Here is an 18,599-nt window from a genome sequence, read left to right as displayed (position 1 = left end):
CACCGGTGAACGACCGATACGACGCGGGGGCCGCAGGCTACGGCGCCGACCAGTACGAACTCGTCGGCTACGACGAGTACGGGCGGCCGGTGTACCGGCAGGTGCCGGACCAGAGGCAGGCACAGCAGCACTACGACCCCTACGCGCAGCAGCAGGGCTACGGCTACGACCCGTACGCCACCGGCCCGCAGCAGCCGGTACCGCCGTACGACCCCTACGGCACCGGCCAGCAGCAGCCCGTGACCTCGTACGACTCATACGAGACGTACGGCCATTACGGGCAGGGCGCCACCAGCGGCCAGCAGCCGCGCGTCGCCGAGCAGACCCCGTACATCCCGCAGCAGGCCCGGCCGGCCGACCCCGGGCAGCGCCAGGAGCCGGCGCGAGGCCCTTCCGGCCCCGGGGTCGGCCACGACGGCCACGACGGCCACGACGGCCACGACGGGCAGGACGACCGCGACTACCGGACGGAGCAGTTCGCCTTCGTCGAGGAGCCCGACCAGGACTCCGAGGACGTCATCGACTGGCTGGCATTCACCGAGAACCGCACCGAGCGCCGCGAGGAGGCCAAGCGCCGCGCCCGCAGCCGCCTGGTCGCCCTGGTCGTCGTCCTCGCGCTGGTCGCCGCCGGAGGGGTGGGTTACCTCTGGTACGCCGGGAAGCTGCCGGGCCTGTCCTCGCCCGAGGCCGGCAAGGGCGGTACGACGTCCACCGCGGCGCAGAAGCGGGACGTGATCGTCGTACACCTGCACGACACCAAGAAGGGCGGCACCTCCACGGCGCTGCTCGTCGACAACGCCACCACCCAGCAGGGCACCACCGTCCTGCTGCCCAACGCGCTCGGGCTGTCCGGCGACGACGGTACGACCACGCTGGCCAAGTCGGTCGACGACGACGGCTCCTCCGGCACCCGCGAGGCCCTGGACACCGTCCTCGGCACCTCCATCCAGGGCACCTGGCGCCTGGACACGCCGTATCTGCAGAACCTCGTCGACCTCGTCGGCAACGTCGAGGTCGACACCGACGCCGAGGTGCCCGACCCGGCCGCGAAGAGGAAGGGCGAGGCGCCGCTGGTCGACAAGGGCGAGGGCCAGACCCTGAGCGGCAAGATGGCCGTCGCCTACGCCACCTACCGCGCCCCGGGGGAGGACCAGAACGCCCAGCTGGAGCGGTTCGGGCAGGTGATGCACGGGGTGCTGCGCAAGCTGTCGTCCGACCCGCAGGCCGCCACGACCACCGTGCAGACGCTGGCACAGATCCTCGACCCGTCGCTGACCGACAAGGACCTCGGCACCTTCCTCGCCAAGCTGTCCGACCTCGCCAAGAGCGGCGACTACAAGACCGAAGTGCTGCCCGTCCAGGCCGACGGCACGCTCAGCGCCGAGGCGGGCGCCGGCGTGGTCAAGGAGGTCCTCGGCGGTACCGCGAAGAGCCCCGGCCAGGACGCCGCCGTCCGGGTCTCGGTGCGGAATGCCAGCGGTGTGCAGGACAACACCGAGAAGGCGCGCGTGGTGCTCCTCAACGGTGGCTTCACCTTCCTGGAGGCGGGCGCGGCGAGCGGTGCCCAGCCGGCGTCCGAGGTCACCTACGCGGAGGCCGCCGACAAGGAGAACGCCACCGAGGTCGCCAAGACACTGGGGCTGCCCGAGAGCGCCGTGGCCGAGGGAGACGTATCCGCCAACGCGAACGTCTCCGTGGTCCTCGGCCAGGACTACGAGCCGGCCTCCGCCGGGTAATGCGTTCAGGCGCCGTCGGCGGTCCGTGAGACCCTGGTGATACAAGTGACCGCCGACGGAAAGCCGCGTAGTGACCGCAACAGACCGCTCCCTCGAACTCATCACCACCGCCGCCCAGGCCGCCGCCGACAAGCTCGCCCACGACGTCATCGCGTACGACGTGAGCGATGTGCTGTCGATCACGGATGCGTTCCTGCTCGCGTCCGCGCCCAACGACCGCCAGGTCAAGTCGATCGTCGACGAGATCGAGGAACGGCTCCAGAAGGAGCTGGGCGCCAAGCCGGTGCGCCGCGAGGGCGACCGCGACTCCCGCTGGATCCTGCTCGACTACGTCGACATCGTCGTGCACGTGCAGCACAGCGAGGAGCGCGTCTTCTACGCCCTGGAGCGGCTGTGGAAGGACTGCCCCGAGCTCGAACTGCCCGCCGACGCCAAGGCCACCCGCGGCAAGGCCGCGGAGCACGCCCGGCTGCAGGCCGCCGAGGAGGCCGCCGAAACGGGTGGTGACTGGCGGTGAGCGCCACCGGGGAGGTGAGCGCCGCCAAGCCGGGCCGCGGGCGGCGGATCATCCTGTGGCGGCACGGGCAGACGTCCTGGAACGTGGAGCGCCGCTTCCAGGGCTCCACGGACGTCGAGCTCACCGAGACCGGCGTCGCCCAGGCCCGCCGTGCCGCCCGTCTGCTCGCCTCCCTCAAGCCGGACGCGATCATCGCCTCCGACCTGATGCGCGCCGCGCACACGGCCGCCGAGCTGGCCGCGCTCACCGGCCTGGAGGTGCACCGCGACGAAGCCCTGCGCGAGACGTACGCGGGCGTCTGGCAGGGCCTGACGCACGACGAGATCATCGCCCGCCACGGTGAGGAGTACGCCGCGTGGAAGCGCGGTGAGCCGGTGCGCCGCGGCGGCGGCGAGCTGGAGTCCGAGGTGGCCGACCGGGCCGCCCCGGTCGTGCTCCGGCACACCGACAAGCTGCCCGACGACGGCACCCTGGTGGTCGTCAGCCACGGTGGCACGATCCGCACCACCATCGGCCGTCTCCTCGGCCTGGAACCCCACCATTGGGAGAGCCTCGGCGGTCTCTCCAACTGCTGCTGGTCCGTCCTCGGCGAGGGCGCCCGCGGCTGGCGGCTGCTGGAGCACAACGCCGGCACCCTGCCGGAGCCGGTGCTCGGCGACGACGACTGAGCGCAGTGGGTACGGCCGGGACCCGGATTTCACTTTCCGGCAGGTCGCAGGCTAGAGTTCTTCTTGTTCGCCCCGCCGAGCGGGGCGAAACACCATGCGGCTCCGCCGCGTGGGGGCCAGGGGCTATAGCTCAGTTGGTAGAGCGCCTGCATGGCATGCAGGAGGTCAGGAGTTCAATTCTCCTTAGCTCCACGGACGGATCCCGTCCCCTTGAGGGGGCGGGATTTTTCGTTGTCACACGTTTGAGCAGTCCTGGTCCAGGAGGCGTATACCTCTGTGGAGGCGCCCCTTGCCGCCCGTGGCCGGACTGGTACCAAGGCGTCGCTGACCGTATTGGCCCGGCCGTGGCAGAATCAAACGGCCGGAAGGGGGCGCGGCCCGACGGGAGGGAGTACCGATGCCTGCGAGCATCCTCGGGGAGGTCGGCCACCTCCTTGGCGGAGCGGCGTTGATACGGGACACGACCACCCGGCTCAGCTGCCCTTCCTGCGGCTCCGCGCATGTCGCCCAGGTCCTCGGCGACAACGGCGGGATCTCCTACGTGTGCACGGCCTGCGGCCACAGCTGGAGCTGATCGATGGGTGCACACAGGCGGAAGTGCGACTGGTGCGGCAGCGGTACGCCGATCGTCCGCGACATGGAACCGGTGAACCCCGACTACCAGTACTGGTGCGAGGAATGCGCGCGGGCGCTGATCATAAAGGGCGACCCGATCGAGACGTACCGCGAACTGGAGGGTGAGCCGATCTACGGACGGCTCCTCGAAGAGCACTGCACGCTCAAGCGGTTCTACTCGTTCGTGACGGCCTGACCCTTCCGGGTGATGGCGGCGGTCACCAGGACGAGGCAGCCGGTGGCGGCGTAGAGCCCCGACAGAGCGAACTCGGCCGCATTCTGGTGCAGTTCGGGCCGGCCGGGAGTGTGCGGCACCCACCACAGGGCGTACGAGCAGAACACCAGGAGCGCGCCGGCGGCGGCCGCCCGGCGGTGGCTGGCCGCGAGGAGCGCGGCGAGCGGCACGCACCAGACCCAGTGGTGCGACCACGACACCGGGCTGACGAGCAGCGCCGTGACGGCGCACCCGGCCACCGCCCAGGCCCGTTCGCCGCGCAACTCCGCCCGCACCGACACCGCCAGCCCCGCGGCGGCCACGAGAGCGGCCACGGCGACCCAGAGCGCCCCCGGGTCGGGGGTGTGCAGCAGACGCGCCAGAACGCCGCGCAGGGCCTGGTTCGCGGTCTCCTCGGCGTGCCCGGCGCGGTCCGCCCGGAACACCACGCCGGTCCAGAACCGCCAGGAGTCCCGCGGGAGGACGGCCGCCGTGAGCAGCGTCGCCCCGGCGAAGGTGGTGACGGCCCCGCGCGCGTGCCGCAGCCAGGGGCCTTCCCGGTTCCTGACGCGTGCCGTGAGAGCGGTGGCGAGCAGGAAGACGGCGAAGAGCGCCGGGGTCAGCTTCACGGCGGCCGCGACGCCGATGCCCACACCCGCCCAGCGCTCACCCGGGCGCCGGGAGAGGTCCCACAGCACGAGGACGGCGAGCAGCAGGTTGACCTGGCCGTAGCGCAGGGTCGTCCACACCGGCTCGCACCACACGGCCACGGCCGAGGCCCACCAGACGGTGTCCGCGCGCGTGTGCCCGACGAGCCGCAGGGAGAGCCGCACGAACACCACCAGCAGGGCGAGGTTCCCGGCGGTGGCCAGCGTGCGCAGGGACCCCGTGTCCGGCAGCGTCAGCGGGGTGAACAGCAGAGCGGCGAAGGGCGGGTAGGTGGCGGGCAGTTGGGCGGTGGTCGCGCGCAGGGCGTACAGGTCGCCGCCCGCGCGCACGGTGGCGCCCTCGGCGCGGTACACCAGCAGGTCGACCATCGAGACGTGCGCGGCCCGCTGGGCGATCCAGAACGCCGCGAAGGAGAGCAGGCAGGCGCCGAGTGCGACGGGCATCCGGCGGTGCACTGCGGTGGACGTGATCACGGTCACGAGGGCCGACCATATCGGTCGTATCGGTCGTATCGGCGCATACGGGAAACGATTTGGTGGAGTGCCCGGTCGACCGTGTAATGTTGGCGTCGCCGCCGGGGAGACCGGCGGAGCGGTCGATGACTGCAAGGGGCTATAGCTCAGTTGGTAGAGCGCCTGCATGGCATGCAGGAGGTCAGGAGTTCAATTCTCCTTAGCTCCACAATCGGATTCCGCCTTGCAGATCCCACCGAGTGCGACTCGGTGGGATCTTCGCGTTTCCCCGGCACTCCGAGGCGGGCGGGGCCGCCGGTTCCTGGCGGCCCCTTCGTCTGCGCCGGCGTCAGCGGCCCAGGGCGCGCCGCCCGCGGCCCTGGGAGAGGACCGGGAGGGTGTTGCGGGCCGGCGGCCGCTCCGTCTGCTCCTCGATCCGCAGGGCGAGCGCCGGGCAGCGGCGGACCGCGCGCAGCGCCTTGTCCTCCGCGCGGCGCGGCACCTGGGCCTGGGCGACGGTCGGGAAGCCGTCGGCGCCGAGTTCGAAGACCTCCGGGAGGATGTCGGCGCACAGGCCGTGCCCCCGGCACAGCGTCCAGTCGACGTAGATCTTCTGGCGACTGGGGCCGTTGTCCCCTGAGCCGCCGCCGGCCGGGATGCCCGTCGGGGTCTGGCCGCCCTCGAAGAGCGGCAGCACGCCGTGCACCGGCCGCCCGCAGCCGTTGCCGAGGACATGGGCCGCCAGGTCGTCCGTGAAGGCCTTGACGGTGGATTCGAGGAACATGGCGGAGCCGTCGGGGTGCGAGCAGGCGCCGCGCCGCTTGACGTTCTTGGCGACCTGCTTGAGCGCTTCCAGGGCCGCGGGGCCGCCGCCGGCCAGGATGTCCTCCAGGCCGCGCGCGGCGGCGGGCAGACCGAGGTAGCAGGGGCCGCACTGGCCCGCGCTCTCCTCGGCCAGCCACTGGGCGACCCGCAGCGACTCACCCAGCGGGCAGGTGTCCTGGCTGATCGGCAGGATCGCGCCGGCGCCCAGGGAACCACCCACCGCGTCCAGCGAGTTGCGGGAGACGATCGCCTCGTTCACCGTTGCCGCGTCGATCCACTTGCCGTGGTAGCCGCCGGTCAGCACGCCCTGCGGGACCGGCGGGGCCCCGGCGAGCTGCAGGACGTAGCGGAGCGGCACACCGGTGGGCACCTCGATGACCATGGGGCGGGCGACGGCGCCGGAGACGGTCAGCATGACAGTGCCCGGCTCGTCGTACAGGCCGGTGTTCCCGTAGCGCTCCGGGCCAATGCGGGCGGCGATCGCCAGCTGCGCGAACGTCTCGGCGTTGGACAGCAGCGTGGGCGCGCCGCCGACGCCGCTCTGCGAGGCGCTGATCTTGCGGCCGGGCGGGATCGCCGGGCCGCCGTCGATCGAGCGGACCAGGGAGGCGGCGGCGCCGGTGACCATGCGGACCGGGTTGCGCTGCACGCGGGCGCGCAGGGCCGAGCGGCGGCCGTTGCTCAGGCCGCGTTCGGCGAGTGCGGCCTCCATGGAGCGCTGCGTGGACTCACGGGTGACCCCCACCACGAGCGTGCGGGCACCGAGGGCCTCGGCGCACAGCAGGGCGCCGTCCAGGATCAGGTGCGGAGCGCGGTTGATCAGCACCGTGTCCTTGCGGCAGGCCGGTTCGTCCTCGCTGCCGTTGACGACGACGACCGGGCGGACGCCGCGTTTGATCGCCGACTCGGCGACCGAGCGCAGCTTCTTGTGGAAGGGGAAGCCGGCGCCGCCGCGGCCCCTGAGGTTGATGCGCTCGGCGAGCTGCGCGAGCTGCTCGCCGCCCAGCGGTTCGAGCGGCCCGTGCACCTTCAGGTGCATGGGCAGATCGAGCCGTTCGACAAGGTCGAAGCCCGACGTGAGCTGAGGAAGGCCGACCACGCGGACTTCTGGGACGTCGGGCAGGGCCTCGTTCACTTAAAGCCTCCGGAAGGCGTGTTCCAAGGTTCGCCCGAACCCGGAGCGTCGAAGTCGTAGGACGCGCCGGGCAGTGTTTCGGTGGCGGGACCGCTGTTGTTGTACGTGTCGTCGGGGTAGTACGTGCCGAAGGCGGCGTTCATCTCACCGGTGTCGTACACATCACTCGACCCGTAGCCGGACGCGCCCGGATTGTCATAGGCCGGGATGTTGTATCCCGTGTCCTGGAGCGGGTCGTACGCCGACGGGGGCGCCTCGCCGACCGGGGGCGGCGAGGGGATCGGCCAGGAGCCGGAGGTGCTCTCCACGCGCGGGAGGGCCTCCGTGGGCTGGATGTCGGTCAGCTGCTCCACGTGGGCGGTCCGGTCGGCCGGAAAGGCCCCCCGCGCGCGTGAGGGAGCCGACACCGCGCGGTAGGCGGCGGCGAAGCCGGGGGCGGGCTCCTGGGCGGGGGGTGGCGCGGGAGACTGGTACAGGGGGCCGGTGGAGGGCGGCACGCGGGGCTGGGATCCCGTCGGGTCGGTGCGCGCCTGCCGCGGCCCCTCGTGGCCCGGCAGCGAGGACTCCGCCGCCCTGGCCCGGCTGGCGTCCAGCGCCTCACGGGCGGCGTGCCCGGCGCCGCCGATGTACCGGGCGATCAGGTCGGCGACCTTTCGCTTCACGGGGCGCGGTGCCGCGCGCAGGGCCAGCGCCGCGGCGACCGCCACCACGCACAGCTCGTAGCAGAGCATGAAGAACGGCTTCGCGGGGCGGCCCGCGAACAGTCCGTGGATCAGGGCGGCACACCAGGCCGGGTAGGCCAGCATGTGCATCGCCCGCCAGCGGGCCGCGACGGGCGCCGGGGCCGCGAAGCGGTTGCGCATCGCCCCGGTGACACCGACGAAGATCATGAGCAGGGCTGCAAGCGTGCCCAGGCCGATCAGGAAGGCGGTGCCCGTGAACTGGTCGCCGCCGGTGACGAGGAGCCCGAACGGGATGAACGCGGCGATCCAGCTGGTGTGCTCCAGTGCCAGCTTCGCGACGATGTGCACGACGAGGAACGCGAGGGACGCGACGGCCGTGATCCGGTGGATGGCCTGCGCGGCGATCCTCTGCCGGGTGCCGAGGATCATCCGGTCCTGGGCGACGAGTCCCCAGATCACCGAGCAGGTGAGGCAGACGAGACACAGGACGCCGACGCCGAAGTTGAGGAACTCCAGGAACGCGTCGTCCACCGTGCTGTCGTTCGGGTCCGTGCTCACGACCTGCCTCCCGGCGCGACGGTGCGGGATATGGACGGCCGACTGCCCGCGGCCGCCGTCCCTGGGGCCGAGGGGCCCGGTCCGGGGGGCGAGCTGCTGAGGGGACGAGGGTTCATGGGGGCAACTCCGAACGGTTCGGGAAAGCGGTCCCGCTGCCGCACTCTAAGTGGCTCCATACCGGGGGGTACGGCGTTTGAGTTATTGCGTTGTTATCAATGGGCCGCGAGGGGCTTGTGATGTCCCCATAGCGGCCGTTACGCCAGGTAACAATTGAACGTTGCTCAGCTTTTCGAGTTCTTCACAACCCTCAGGTACGGAGCCAGGGGCGTCGTTGTTCATGTGTGATCCCGCCGGAAGTCCGTCGCGACCCGCTCCGGCGCTGCGGTACCCTGACGCCATGCGTGCCGTACGCCTTCTGCTTAGCGGGCCGCGCTGATCAGTCCCGGCCACCGGGTGAGTCGAGTGGCCGGAGTCGGCGCGGCGTCCCCTCCTGTGCGAGGGGATTTTTCGTTTCCGAGGAATCACAGCCGCTGGCAGAGACGATCGATGGAGCTTTGAAGATCATGAGCGAGACGAACCCCGCAGCCACCGCCGGCCTGTCGGTGGATGCCGCGCCGCACCGCTACACGGCCGCCATGGCAGCCGAGATCGAGGCACGCTGGCAGGACTTCTGGGACGCCGACGGCACCTACGCGGCACCCAATCCCAAGGGTGACCTGGCGGGCGACCCCGAGACGGTCGCCAGGCCCAAGAAGTTCTTCATGGACATGTTCCCCTACCCCTCCGGGGCGGGCCTGCACGTCGGCCACCCGCTGGGCTACATCGCCACCGACGTCTATGCCCGGTTCCACCGGATGACCGGCCACAACGTCCTGCACACCCTGGGATTCGACGCCTTCGGCCTGCCCGCCGAGCAGTACGCCGTGCAGACCGGCACGCACCCGCGCGTGTCCACCGAGGCCAACATGGAGAACATGAAGGTCCAGCTGCGCCGGCTGGGCCTGGGCCACGACAAGCGCCGGTCGTTCGCCACCATCGACCCGGACTACTACCGGTGGACCCAGTGGATCTTCCTGCAGATCTTCGGCTCCTGGTACGACGACGAGGCGAAGAGGGCCCGCCCGATCGCGGAGCTGGTCGAGCAGTTCGAGAGCGGTGAGCGTGCGCTGCCCGGCGGGCGCTCCTGGGACGAGCTGAGCGCCGCCGAGCGCGCCGACGTGCTGGGTGAGTACCGCCTGGCGTACGCCTCGGACGCGCCCGTCAACTGGTGCCCCGGACTGGGCACCGTCCTGGCCAACGAGGAGGTCACCGCCGACGGCCGCTCCGAGCGCGGCAACTTCCCCGTCTTCAAGGCCAAGCTGCGCCAGTGGAACATGCGGATCACCGCCTACGCCGACCGGCTGCTGGACGACCTGGACGCGCTGGACTGGCCCGAGGCCATCAAGCTGCAGCAGCGCAACTGGATCGGCCGCTCCGAGGGCGCCCGCGTCGACTTCCCCGTGGACGGCGAGCACATCACCGTCTTCACCACCCGCCAGGACACCCTGTTCGGCGCGACCTACATGGTGCTGGCGCCCGAGCACCCGCTGGTCGAGAAGTTCACCCCGGCCCAGTGGCCCGAGGGCACCCACCAGATGTGGACCGGCGGTCACCGGACCCCGGTCGACGCCGTCGCCGCCTACCGCGCGCAGGCCGCCGCCAAGTCCGACGTCGAGCGGCAGGCCGACGCCAAGGACAAGACCGGCGTCTTCACAGGCGCGTTCGCGACCAACCCGGTCAACGGCGAGCGGATCCCGGTCTTCATCGCCGACTACGTCCTGATGGGCTACGGCACCGGCGCGATCATGGCCGTCCCGGCGCACGACAGCCGTGACTTCGCCTTCGCCCGCGCCTTCGAGCTGCCCATGCGGTGCGTCGTCGAGCCCTCCGACGGCCGCGGGACCGACGCCTCGACCTGGGACGACGCGTTCGCGTCGTACGACGCCAAGATCGTGAACTCGTCCGGTGAGGACATCTCCCTGGACGGCCTGGGCGTCGCCGAGGCCAAGGCGCGCATCACCGAGTGGCTGGAGCGCGAGGGCATCGGCGAGGGCACCGTCAACTTCCGGCTGCGCGACTGGCTGTTCAGCCGGCAACGGTACTGGGGCGAGCCGTTCCCGATCGTCTACGACGAGGAGGGCATCGCCCACGCCCTGCCCGAGTCGATGCTGCCGCTGGAACTGCCCGAGGTCGAGGACTACTCGCCGCGCACCTTCGACCCGGACGACGCCGACACCCGGCCCGAGACGCCGCTGTCGCGCAACGAGGACTGGGTCGACGTCACGCTGGACCTGGGCGACGGCCCGAAGAAGTACCGCCGCGAGACCAACACCATGCCCAACTGGGCCGGCTCGTGCTGGTACGAGCTGCGCTACCTGGACCCGCACAACGACCAGGTCCTGGTCGACCCGGAGATCGAGCGGTACTGGATGGGCCCGCGCGAAGGCATGCCGCACGGAGGCGTCGACCTGTACGTGGGCGGCGCCGAGCACGCCGTGCTGCACCTGCTGTACGCGCGCTTCTGGTCCAAGGTGCTGTACGACCTGGGGCACGTCTCGTCCGCGGAGCCGTTCCACCGGCTGTTCAACCAGGGCATGATCCAGGCCTACGTCTACCGCGACAGCCGCGGCATCGCGGTGCCGGCCGCCGAGGTGGAGGAGCGCGACGGCGCGTACTACCACCAGGGCGAGCAGGTCACCCGGCTGCTGGGCAAGATGGGCAAGTCCCTGAGGAACGCGGTCACTCCGGACGAGATCTGCGCCGAGTACGGGGCGGACACACTGCGGCTGTACGAGATGGCCATGGGCCCGCTGGACGTGTCGCGGCCGTGGGACACGCGCGCGGTGGTGGGGCAGTTCCGGCTGCTGCAGCGGCTGTGGCGCAACATCGTCGACGAGACCACCGGTGAGGTCACCGTCGCCGACGTGGAGCCCGCCGGCATCGACGACGGGACGCTGCGCGCGCTGCACAAGGCGATCGACGGGGTGCGCGGGGACCTGGAGGGCCTGCGTTTCAACACCGCGATCGCCAAGATCACCGAGCTGAACAACCACCTGACCAAGGCGGGCGGGGCGGTGCCGCGGCCGGTCGCCGAGGCGCTGGTCCTGATGGTCGCGCCGCTGGCGCCGCACATCGCCGAGGAGCTGTGGCGGCGGCTGGGACACACCGGCTCGGTCGTCCACGCCGGCTTCCCCGTCGCCGACCCCGCCTACGTCGTGGACGAGACGGTGACCTGTGTGGTGCAGGTCAAGGGCAAGGTCAAGGCGCGGCTGGAGGTGTCGCCGTCGATCTCCGAGGAGGAGCTGGAGAAGGTGGCGCTGGCCGACGAGAAGGTGGTCGCGGCGCTGGACGGGGCAGACGTCCGGAAGGTGATCGTGCGGGCGCCGAAGCTGGTGAACATCGTTCCGGCGTAGCCGCCGGCGGGGCGTGCGCCTGTTTCGTGCGTCCCCTAGGGGCTGGTTCGGGGTGCTCTGCGGGCAGGTTCGGGGTTCGCCTGGAACTCCGGACCTGCCTGTCGCGTTTACCGTTGAGGAGTGGCGCGGTGCGTGCCGCGGCCGGTTCGGAGGAGGAGCCTCGTGGAAGCAGTGATCATGGTGTTCGCCCTGCTCTTCGTACTCTTCCTGGGCGTGGGCGCCTACGCCACGGTCAAGGTGGTCGGCGCCGCCAAGCGCGGAGTGGACCGCACCGTCACACAGGCGCGCCGCACGGTCGAGGACCACGCACTGCGGGCCAAGTCCTTCACCCAGCCCGGCCCCGTGGGTGAGATCGCCCAGCTCCGGCTGAAGCTGCGCACCTCGATGCGGGCCACGCAGGACACGCTGCAGGCCGGCGCCGCCGAGGACGAGTCCCTCAAGGAGTCGCTCGGCCTGTTCCAGCGACTCAGCGCCCATGGGCACGAACTGGACGCCGAGCTCAGGCGCCTGGAGTCCGAGCCGGACCGCTCGACACTCGCCGAGCGCCTGCCCGAGCTGCGCGACCGCACCCAGCGCATCACACACTCGGCGGAGTCGCTGCGCTGGGCCGCCCGGGACCGCGCCGGCCGCTTCGCCGACGACGACCTGGACGCGCTGAGCGCGCAGATCGACGTGGAGAGCGGGGCACTGCGGCACTGGACGGCGGCGAACTCCGCGGCGACACCGCCGCCGTGGCCCGAGGCCCCGCCCGCCGACGCCCCGAGCGCGCAGCAGACCTGGCAGGACACGCCGCAGTCCCACACGGCCGAGGAGCCGTCGCGGCCCGCCATCACCCCGCCGGGACCACGCCCGACGTACCCCTGGCAGAAGAAGCCGCGCCCCGAGAGCACGACCTGAACATGCGCCGCCGGTGCGGTCGCCCGCGCTGTGGACGCGGGGTCCAGGTGGCTTGCGGGCACATCTTCCGGGCAGGCGAGAGGCCCGGGCTGCCGCCCGGGCACTACGGCAGGTAACCTCCAGCTCATGTCCCGCCATGTCGCGATCGTCACCGATTCAACGGCCTACCTGCCGCACCGGACGATGGAGCGCCACGGCATCACAGCGGTTCCCCTGACCGTGGTCCTCGGCGACCGCGCGCTGGAGGAGGGCACCGAGATCTCCACCCGCTCGCTGGCCCAGGCGCTCCAGAAGCGACGTCCCGTCACCACCTCGCGTCCCAGCCCCCAGCTGTTCGCCGAGACCTACCGCAAGGCCGCCGAGGCGGGCGCCGGCGGCATCGTCTCCCTGCATCTGTCGGCGGAGCTGTCGGGCACCTACGACGCGGCGGTCCTGGCGGCGCGCGAAGCGCCCGTGCCGGTACGGGTGGTGGACACCGGCATGATCGCGATGGCGCTGGGCTTCTGCGCGCTGGCCGCGGCCGAGGTGGCGCAGTCCGGGGGCACGGTGGACGAGGCGGTCACGGCCGCGGAGAAGCGGGCCTCCGGCACCTCCGCCTACTTCTACGTCGACACCCTCGACTATCTGCGACGAGGCGGCCGGATCGGTACCGCGCAGGCGTTCTTCGGGTCCGCGCTGGCCGTGAAGCCGCTGCTGCAGCTGGACGGGGGACGGATCGAGCTCCTGGAGAAGGTCCGGACGGCGTCCAAGGCGATCGCCCGGCTGGAGGAGATCGTGGCCGACCGGGCGGGGGACGCGCCGGTGGACATCGCGGTGCACCATCTGGCCGCGGCGGACCGGGCGTCGGCGCTGGCGGACCGGGTGCGCGGGCGGGTGGCAGGACTGGCCGACCTGCATGTGAGTGAGGTGGGGGCCGTGATCGGGGCGCATACGGGGCCGGGGCTGCTGGGGGTTGTGGTGTCGGCGCGGTGAGGCGGCTCGTTGCCGAGGTGCGGTGCCCTTTCGGGGTGTGCGGTGCCCTGTCGGGGTGTGCCGAGCCCGTGGGTGTGTTGCGGTGCCTGTGGGGGTGAGCTGAGCCCGTGGGAGTGTGCCGAGCCCCGTGGGGGTGAGCCGAGCCCTGTGGGGGTGAGCTGAGCCCGTGGGTGTGTTGCGGTGCCCTGTCGGGGTGAGCCGAGCCTGTGGGGGTGTGCGGTGCCTGTGGGGGTGTGCGGTGCCTGTGGGGGTGTGCGGTGTCCGTCGGGGTGAGCCGAGCCCGTCGGGGTTCACCGGGGTTCACCTGTTCGGGTGGCGGAGTTTTCCACAACTCGGCGGTAGTCCCCGGGAATTGAGCAAGATCATCGCGGGGGTGGCGGGGCGTCGCATCCTCGTCGCATGGCACTTCGATCACGCACGCGCGCAGCATCCGTCACCAGCGGCCCGGGCCGCGGACCTGCCTCCGACAGCCGTACGGCGCATCGCCGGCGCCGCCCTCCCACCCTGGCCCGGGCCCGGCACAGGCATGCGTCGGCGGCGGAACTCCGGCGCCGCGCCGAGGTGCTCTTCGGCGAGCGCGCGGGGGAGTGGCGGGAGCCGGGAGCGGGGCCGCCGGGCGACGCCGACGCGAACGACACCGCTGCTGTGCCCGCCGCCGCGCAGGGATTGCGGGACCGGGCCGCGCCGGCCCTGCGGGAGCGGATGCCGGTGTGGTTGCAGGCGCGGTGCGGTCTGGAGCGCAGAAGCGTGGTGGCGCTCACCGTGCTGCTCGTCGTCGTCGCGGGCTTCGCCGTGCAGCACTTCTGGGCCGGGCGGACGCAGTCCGTGCGGGCACCCGAGGTGGTCGGGGCGGCTCCCGTGGAGGAGCGGGAGGGCGAGCCGTCCGCCGCGCCGGGCGCGGTGCCCGCTCCGCCCGGCGGCGCCGGTACGCCGGCCGCCGAGATCGTCGTGGACGTCAGCGGGAAGGTGCGCGAGCCGGGGATCCATCGTCTCCCGGCCGGATCGCGTGTTGCCGACGCGCTGACGGCGGCCGGCGGGGTGCGGCCGGGCACGGACGTCGAAAATCTCAACCGGGCCCGCTTCCTGGTGGACGGGGAGCAGGTGGTCGTCGGTGGCCCCGCGCCCGTCGCCGCCGTCCCGCCGCCTGCCGGGGGAGTCCCGGCCGGCGGGGCGGGTGCGCCCGCGGTGCCCGTGTCCCTCAACACCGCCACGGTCGAACAGCTCGACACCCTCCCCGGCGTCGGCCCCGTGCTGGCGCAGCACATCCTCGACTACCGCACCCGGCACGGTGGATTCCGCTCGGTGGACGAACTGCGCGAGGTGAACGGCATCGGTGAACGGCGGTTCGCCGACCTGCGGGACCTGGTACGGCCATGAGTCGCTCCCAGGGCATCCCGGGCCCGCGCGTCCCGGGTGCGCGCTCGGCCGTGCACGCGGCTGCCCGAGGCCGTCTCGGCGTCGCCCATCCCCGCCAGGAAGGCCCCACGGACCTACGGCTCGTACCGCCCGCCCTGGCCGCCTGGGCGACGGCCGCCCTGGCGCTGGACGCCTCGCCGGGTCTGGTGACAGGCGTGGCAGTCGCAGGCCTGGTCGTGGCCTGCGGGCTGCTGCTCGGTGCCGGACCGGCAGGGGGCGTCCGCTCGCGTGTCCCCGTCGGCGCCGGTTCCGCCGGGGGCGTCGGCTCGGGCGCCTCAGTCGCTGCCGGTCCCACAGGGGGCGTCCGCTCGCGTGTCCCCGTCGCCGCCGTGCTGCTCTGCGTCGCGGCTGCCGCCACCTCGGCCGGCCTGCACGGAGCCGATCTGCGCCGGGGGCCGGTGCCGGGACTGGCGGACCGGTTCGCCACGGTGACCGCCGAGGCCGAGCTCACCTCCGATCCCCGGCTCACCCGGCCGAGGGTCGCCGGCAACCACCTGGCGACGGTGTCCGTGCTGGCGAAGGCGGAGGTGCGCAGCGTCGAGGAGGCGTCCGGGAGGAGGACGGTGACGCGGACGCCGGTGCTGGTGATCGTCGACGTGGGTGCGGCCGGGCGGCGGGAGTGGCTCGGTCTGCTGCCCTCCACCCGGGTCAGGGTGACGGGGCGCCTCGCGCCCGCCCTGGTGGGCGGCGACCGGATCGCCGCCGTGCTGCGGGTACGGGACCGGACCGGGCCCGAGGTGGTGGAGGAACCGTCGGGGCCGCAGCGGTTCGCGGGACGGTTGCGGGCCGGCCTCCGGGAGGCCACCGACGGCTTGCCGACGGACGCGCGGGCGCTGCTGCCGGGCCTGGTCGTCGGGGACACCTCGCGGATCACGCCGGACCTGGACGAGGCCTTCAAGGAGACCGACCTCGCCCACACGCTCGCCGTGTCCGGGAGCAACCTCACGATCATCCTCGCCCTGCTGCTGGGCCCGCCCGGTCTGGCGCAGCGCAGCGAGCGGCGTGGTCTCGCACCCCGGCTGGGCATCTCGCTGCGGGCGACCGCGGTGCTCGGCGGTGCCCTCACCCTCGCGTTCGTGGTGGTCTGCAGACCGGACCCGAGCGTGCTGCGGGCCGCGGCCTGCGGTGCCGTCGCACTGCTCGCCCTCGCGACCGGCCGCCGGAAGTCGCTGATCCCGGCGCTGGCCACGGCGGTGCTGCTGCTGGTGCTCTACGACCCGTGGCTCGCCCGCAGTTACGGCTTTCTGCTCTCCGTGCTGGCCACGGGCGCGCTGCTCACCCTCGCGCCCCGGTGGAGCAGCGCGCTGCGCGGGCGGCGGGTTCCGCCGCGGCTCGCGGAGGCGCTGGCCGCGGCGGGCGCCGCGCAGGCCCTGTGCGCGCCGGTGGTGGCGGTGCTCTCGGCGCGGGTCAGTCTGGTCGCGGTGCCGTGCAATCTGCTGGTGGAGTTCGCGGTCGCGCCGGCCACCGTACTGGGCTTCGCGGCCCTGGCGGTGGCGCCGGTGGCGATGCCGGTGGCCAAGGCGCTCGCGTGGTGCGCGAGTTGGCCCGCCGGATGGATCGCGGAGGTCGCGAGGACCGGGGCGGCGCTGCCCGGCGCCGGAGTGGACTGGCCGGGTGGCTGGGGCGGGGCGGCGCTGCTCGCCCTCGCCACGGCGGCCGCGGTGGTCACCGGCCGGCGGCTGCCGCGGCACCCGTGGCTGTGCGCGGGCTGCGGGGTGCTGCTGGTGCTGGCGGTGGTGCAGCCGCCGCCGCTGGCCAGAGTGGTCACGGGCTGGCCGCCGCCGGGGTGGCGGCTGGCGATGTGCGACGTGGGACAGGGCGACGCGACCGTGCTCGCGGCCGGTCCGGGAACCGGGATCGTCGTGGACACCGGACCCGACCCCAGGCTGGTCGACCGGTGCCTGCGCGACCTCGGCATCACCCGCGTCCCGCTCGTGGTCCTCACCCACTTCCACGCCGACCACGTGGCCGGGCTGCCCGGCGTGCTGCGCGGCCGTGCCGTCGGGGCGATCGAGACGACCGGCTTCGAAGAGCCGGAGGAGCAGGTGGAGTTCGTCCACGGGGAGGCGGCGGCGAGGGGGATTGCGGTCACGCGCGCCATGGCCGGGGAGCGGCGGCGTACCGGGGACCTGTCCTGGCAGGTGCTGTGGCCGCCAGGGCAGGCGTCGGCGCCGGAGGGCCCGAACGACGCGAGCGTCGCGATGCTCGTACGGTCGGCGGGCCTGCGGATGCTGCTGCTCGGGGACCTCGAACCCCCGGCCCAGCGGGCACTGTTGCGGACACCGGCGGCCGCGCTGGTGGGTGGCGTGGACGTGCTGAAGGTGGCGCATCACGGCTCCGCCTACCAGGACCCGGAGCTGATACGCCGGGCCGCGCCGCGGCTGGCGCTGATCTCCTGCGGCGCGGACAACCCCTACGGTCACCCTGCCCCCAGCACGGTCGCGGCTCTGCGGGACGGGGGCGCGACCGTACTGCGGACGGATGTGCACGGGGCGCTGGCCGTCGCCGGGGCGGGCAGGGGTCTGCGCGTGGCGCGAGACTGAGGGCATGAACGCCGCACAGGCTGACGCCTACCTCCGCCGCCTCGGGGTCCAGAACCCGGCGTGGCCCACCATCGACGTCCTGCGTGAACTGCAACTGCGCCATCTGCAGACGGTCCCCTTCGAGAACCTCTCGATCCATCTCGGTGAGGAGATCGTCCTGGAGGAGAAGCGGCTGCTGGAGAAGGTGGTGGGGGCGCGCCGCGGCGGGTTCTGCTACGAACTGAACGGGGCCTTCGGGGCGCTGCTCGCCGCGCTGGGCTACGACGTCTCGCTGCTCGCGGGACGGGTGTACGGGGAGGGCGGGCGGCTCGGGATCCCGTTCGACCATCTCGCGCTGCGGGTGCGGACGGTGGACGCGGGGGAGTGGCTGGCCGACGTCGGATTCGGCGCGCTCAGCCACGGTCCGCTGGCCATGGAGGAGCAGGGGGAACAGGAGGATCCAGGGGGCGCGTTCCGCATCGCCGAGGCGGGGCCGGACGCGGCGGGCGTACGCGGTGGCGGCCGGGCCGGCGGCGGCTCCGGGGCGCCTGATCTCGACCTGCTGAGGGACGGCATCCCCGTGTACCGGCTGGAGGTGCGGCCGCGGGCGCTCCGGGACTTCGCGGCCGGGGCCTGGTGGCACTGCACGTCGCCGGAGTCGCACTTCGTTCAGTCGCTGGTGTGCTCCCGGCTCACGCAGGACGGCGGCCGGATCACGCTCAGCGGGCGCCAGCTGAAGGTGACGGCCCCGGACGGGACGCGGGACACGCGGGAGCTGGAGACGGACGAGGAGGTGCTCGAGGTCTACCGGGAGCGTTTCGGGATCGGGCTGGACCGCGTGCCGGTGGTGCGCGGGGCGGCACGTGGGGGCGGGTGACCTGCTTGCCGGCGGGCCCGGGCGGTGCCGGAAGATGGCAGCCGTGAGTGATGTGAGACATGTGCTGGTGCTGCCGGACCGCGATGCCGCGGAGGAGGTGGCGGAGGCGGTCGGAGAACGGTTCGCCTTGACCGAGGAGCCGTTGCTGGTGCGGGACGCGCTGGCCGGGGAGGACGACGCCGAGGACGCGCAGTGGCTGGTCGTCCTGCGGGACGAGGACGGGCGGCTGGACGCGGGGGAATTGGACGAGTTCGTGGCCGAGTGGGAGGGATGGCGGGAGGAGCCGTAGGCCTGGCTGCGGGTGTGCGGGTGTGCGGGTGTGCGGGTGTGCGGGTGTGCGGGTGTGCGGGTGTGCGGGTGTGCGGGTGTGCGGGTGTGCGGGTGTGCGGGT

At 72.8% G+C, this 18,599-nt stretch carries 15 protein-coding genes and 2 tRNA genes; 14 read left to right on the top strand and 3 right to left on the bottom strand.

Going from position 1 to position 18,599, the window contains the following annotated elements:
- Positions 1-5 precede the first annotated feature (5 nt).
- From ACGF8A_RS26810 to ACGF8A_RS26785, 6 genes are all read left to right on the top strand, one after another.
- Complete coding sequence (locus tag ACGF8A_RS26810) at positions 6-1,736, top strand: LytR C-terminal domain-containing protein (protein ID WP_393112443.1); 1,731 nt, start codon at positions 6-8, stop codon at positions 1,734-1,736.
- A gap of 70 nt (positions 1,737-1,806) precedes the next feature.
- Positions 1,807-2,253 carry a ribosome silencing factor gene (gene rsfS / locus ACGF8A_RS26805; protein ID WP_393112441.1) on the top strand — a complete coding sequence of 149 codons (447 nt, stop codon included), beginning with the start codon at positions 1,807-1,809 and terminating at the stop codon, positions 2,251-2,253.
- Positions 2,244-2,921 (top strand): histidine phosphatase family protein, encoded by a 678-nt coding sequence (locus ACGF8A_RS26800; RefSeq protein ID WP_393112466.1) that lies wholly within the window; start codon positions 2,244-2,246, stop codon positions 2,919-2,921. Before rsfS ends, ACGF8A_RS26800 begins: the two co-directional genes overlap by 10 nt.
- 119 nt (positions 2,922-3,040) lie before the next feature.
- A tRNA-Ala gene (locus tag ACGF8A_RS26795) sits at positions 3,041-3,113 on the top strand.
- A gap of 205 nt (positions 3,114-3,318) precedes the next feature.
- Positions 3,319-3,495 carry a hypothetical protein gene (locus ACGF8A_RS26790; RefSeq protein WP_393112439.1) on the top strand — a complete coding sequence of 59 codons (177 nt, stop codon included), beginning with the start codon at positions 3,319-3,321 and terminating at the stop codon, positions 3,493-3,495.
- 3 nt (positions 3,496-3,498) lie between these two features.
- Positions 3,499-3,732 (top strand): hypothetical protein, encoded by a 234-nt coding sequence (locus ACGF8A_RS26785; RefSeq protein WP_003976229.1) that lies wholly within the window; start codon positions 3,499-3,501, stop codon positions 3,730-3,732.
- Here ACGF8A_RS26785 and ACGF8A_RS26780 read toward each other — a convergent pair.
- Positions 3,711-4,898 carry a glycosyltransferase 87 family protein gene (locus ACGF8A_RS26780; RefSeq protein ID WP_393112437.1) on the bottom strand — a complete coding sequence of 396 codons (1,188 nt, stop codon included), beginning with the start codon at positions 4,896-4,898 and terminating at the stop codon, positions 3,711-3,713. The genes ACGF8A_RS26785 and ACGF8A_RS26780 overlap by 22 nt on opposite strands.
- A gap of 129 nt (positions 4,899-5,027) precedes the next feature.
- Here ACGF8A_RS26780 and ACGF8A_RS26775 point away from each other — a divergent pair.
- Positions 5,028-5,100, top strand: a tRNA-Ala gene (locus ACGF8A_RS26775).
- A 120-nt stretch (positions 5,101-5,220) separates the two neighbouring features.
- On the opposite strand, the gene ACGF8A_RS26770 is transcribed toward ACGF8A_RS26775, so the two are convergent.
- Positions 5,221-6,831, bottom strand: a complete 1,611-nt coding sequence (locus tag ACGF8A_RS26770; RefSeq protein WP_393112435.1) for an NADH-ubiquinone oxidoreductase-F iron-sulfur binding region domain-containing protein — start codon at positions 6,829-6,831, stop codon at positions 5,221-5,223.
- Positions 6,828-8,072, bottom strand: a complete 1,245-nt coding sequence (locus tag ACGF8A_RS26765) for a cytochrome b/b6 domain-containing protein (RefSeq protein WP_393112433.1) — start codon at positions 8,070-8,072, stop codon at positions 6,828-6,830. Before ACGF8A_RS26765 ends, ACGF8A_RS26770 begins: the two co-directional genes overlap by 4 nt.
- Positions 8,073-8,635: 563 nt before the next feature.
- Between ACGF8A_RS26765 and leuS the strand changes: the two genes are divergently transcribed.
- The 7 genes from leuS to ACGF8A_RS26730 all read left to right on the top strand — a co-directional run bounded on the left by leuS (position 8,636) and on the right by ACGF8A_RS26730 (position 18,497).
- On the top strand, positions 8,636-11,524 hold the full coding sequence (gene leuS / locus ACGF8A_RS26760; RefSeq protein WP_393112431.1) for a leucine--tRNA ligase: 2,889 nt from the start codon (positions 8,636-8,638) through the stop codon (positions 11,522-11,524).
- Positions 11,525-11,686: 162 nt separating this feature from the next.
- A complete protein-coding gene (locus ACGF8A_RS26755; protein ID WP_393112429.1) occupies positions 11,687-12,421 on the top strand; it encodes a hypothetical protein in 735 nt (244 codons plus the stop codon).
- 126 nt (positions 12,422-12,547) lie between these two features.
- Positions 12,548-13,393 (top strand): DegV family protein, encoded by an 846-nt coding sequence (locus ACGF8A_RS26750; RefSeq protein WP_393112427.1) that lies wholly within the window; start codon positions 12,548-12,550, stop codon positions 13,391-13,393.
- Between the two features lie 399 nt (positions 13,394-13,792).
- The gene (locus ACGF8A_RS26745) at positions 13,793-14,770 is read left to right on the top strand and encodes a helix-hairpin-helix domain-containing protein (protein WP_393112425.1); all 978 of its coding nucleotides are present in this window, start codon (positions 13,793-13,795) and stop codon (positions 14,768-14,770) included.
- Complete coding sequence (locus ACGF8A_RS26740) at positions 14,767-17,352, top strand: ComEC/Rec2 family competence protein (RefSeq protein WP_393112423.1); 2,586 nt, start codon at positions 14,767-14,769, stop codon at positions 17,350-17,352. The genes ACGF8A_RS26745 and ACGF8A_RS26740 overlap by 4 nt, the downstream gene beginning before the upstream one ends.
- 4 nt (positions 17,353-17,356) lie before the next feature.
- Positions 17,357-18,208 (top strand): arylamine N-acetyltransferase, encoded by an 852-nt coding sequence (locus tag ACGF8A_RS26735; protein ID WP_393112421.1) that lies wholly within the window; start codon positions 17,357-17,359, stop codon positions 18,206-18,208.
- 43 nt (positions 18,209-18,251) lie between these two features.
- Positions 18,252-18,497 (top strand): hypothetical protein, encoded by a 246-nt coding sequence (locus tag ACGF8A_RS26730; protein WP_393112419.1) that lies wholly within the window; start codon positions 18,252-18,254, stop codon positions 18,495-18,497.
- Positions 18,498-18,599: the final 102 nt, after the last annotated feature.

The organism is Streptomyces sp. NPDC047706 (assembly GCF_043204795.1).
Lineage (GTDB): Bacteria > Actinomycetota > Actinomycetes > Streptomycetales > Streptomycetaceae > Streptomyces.
This window is presented reverse-complemented; position numbering and strand designations above follow the sequence as displayed.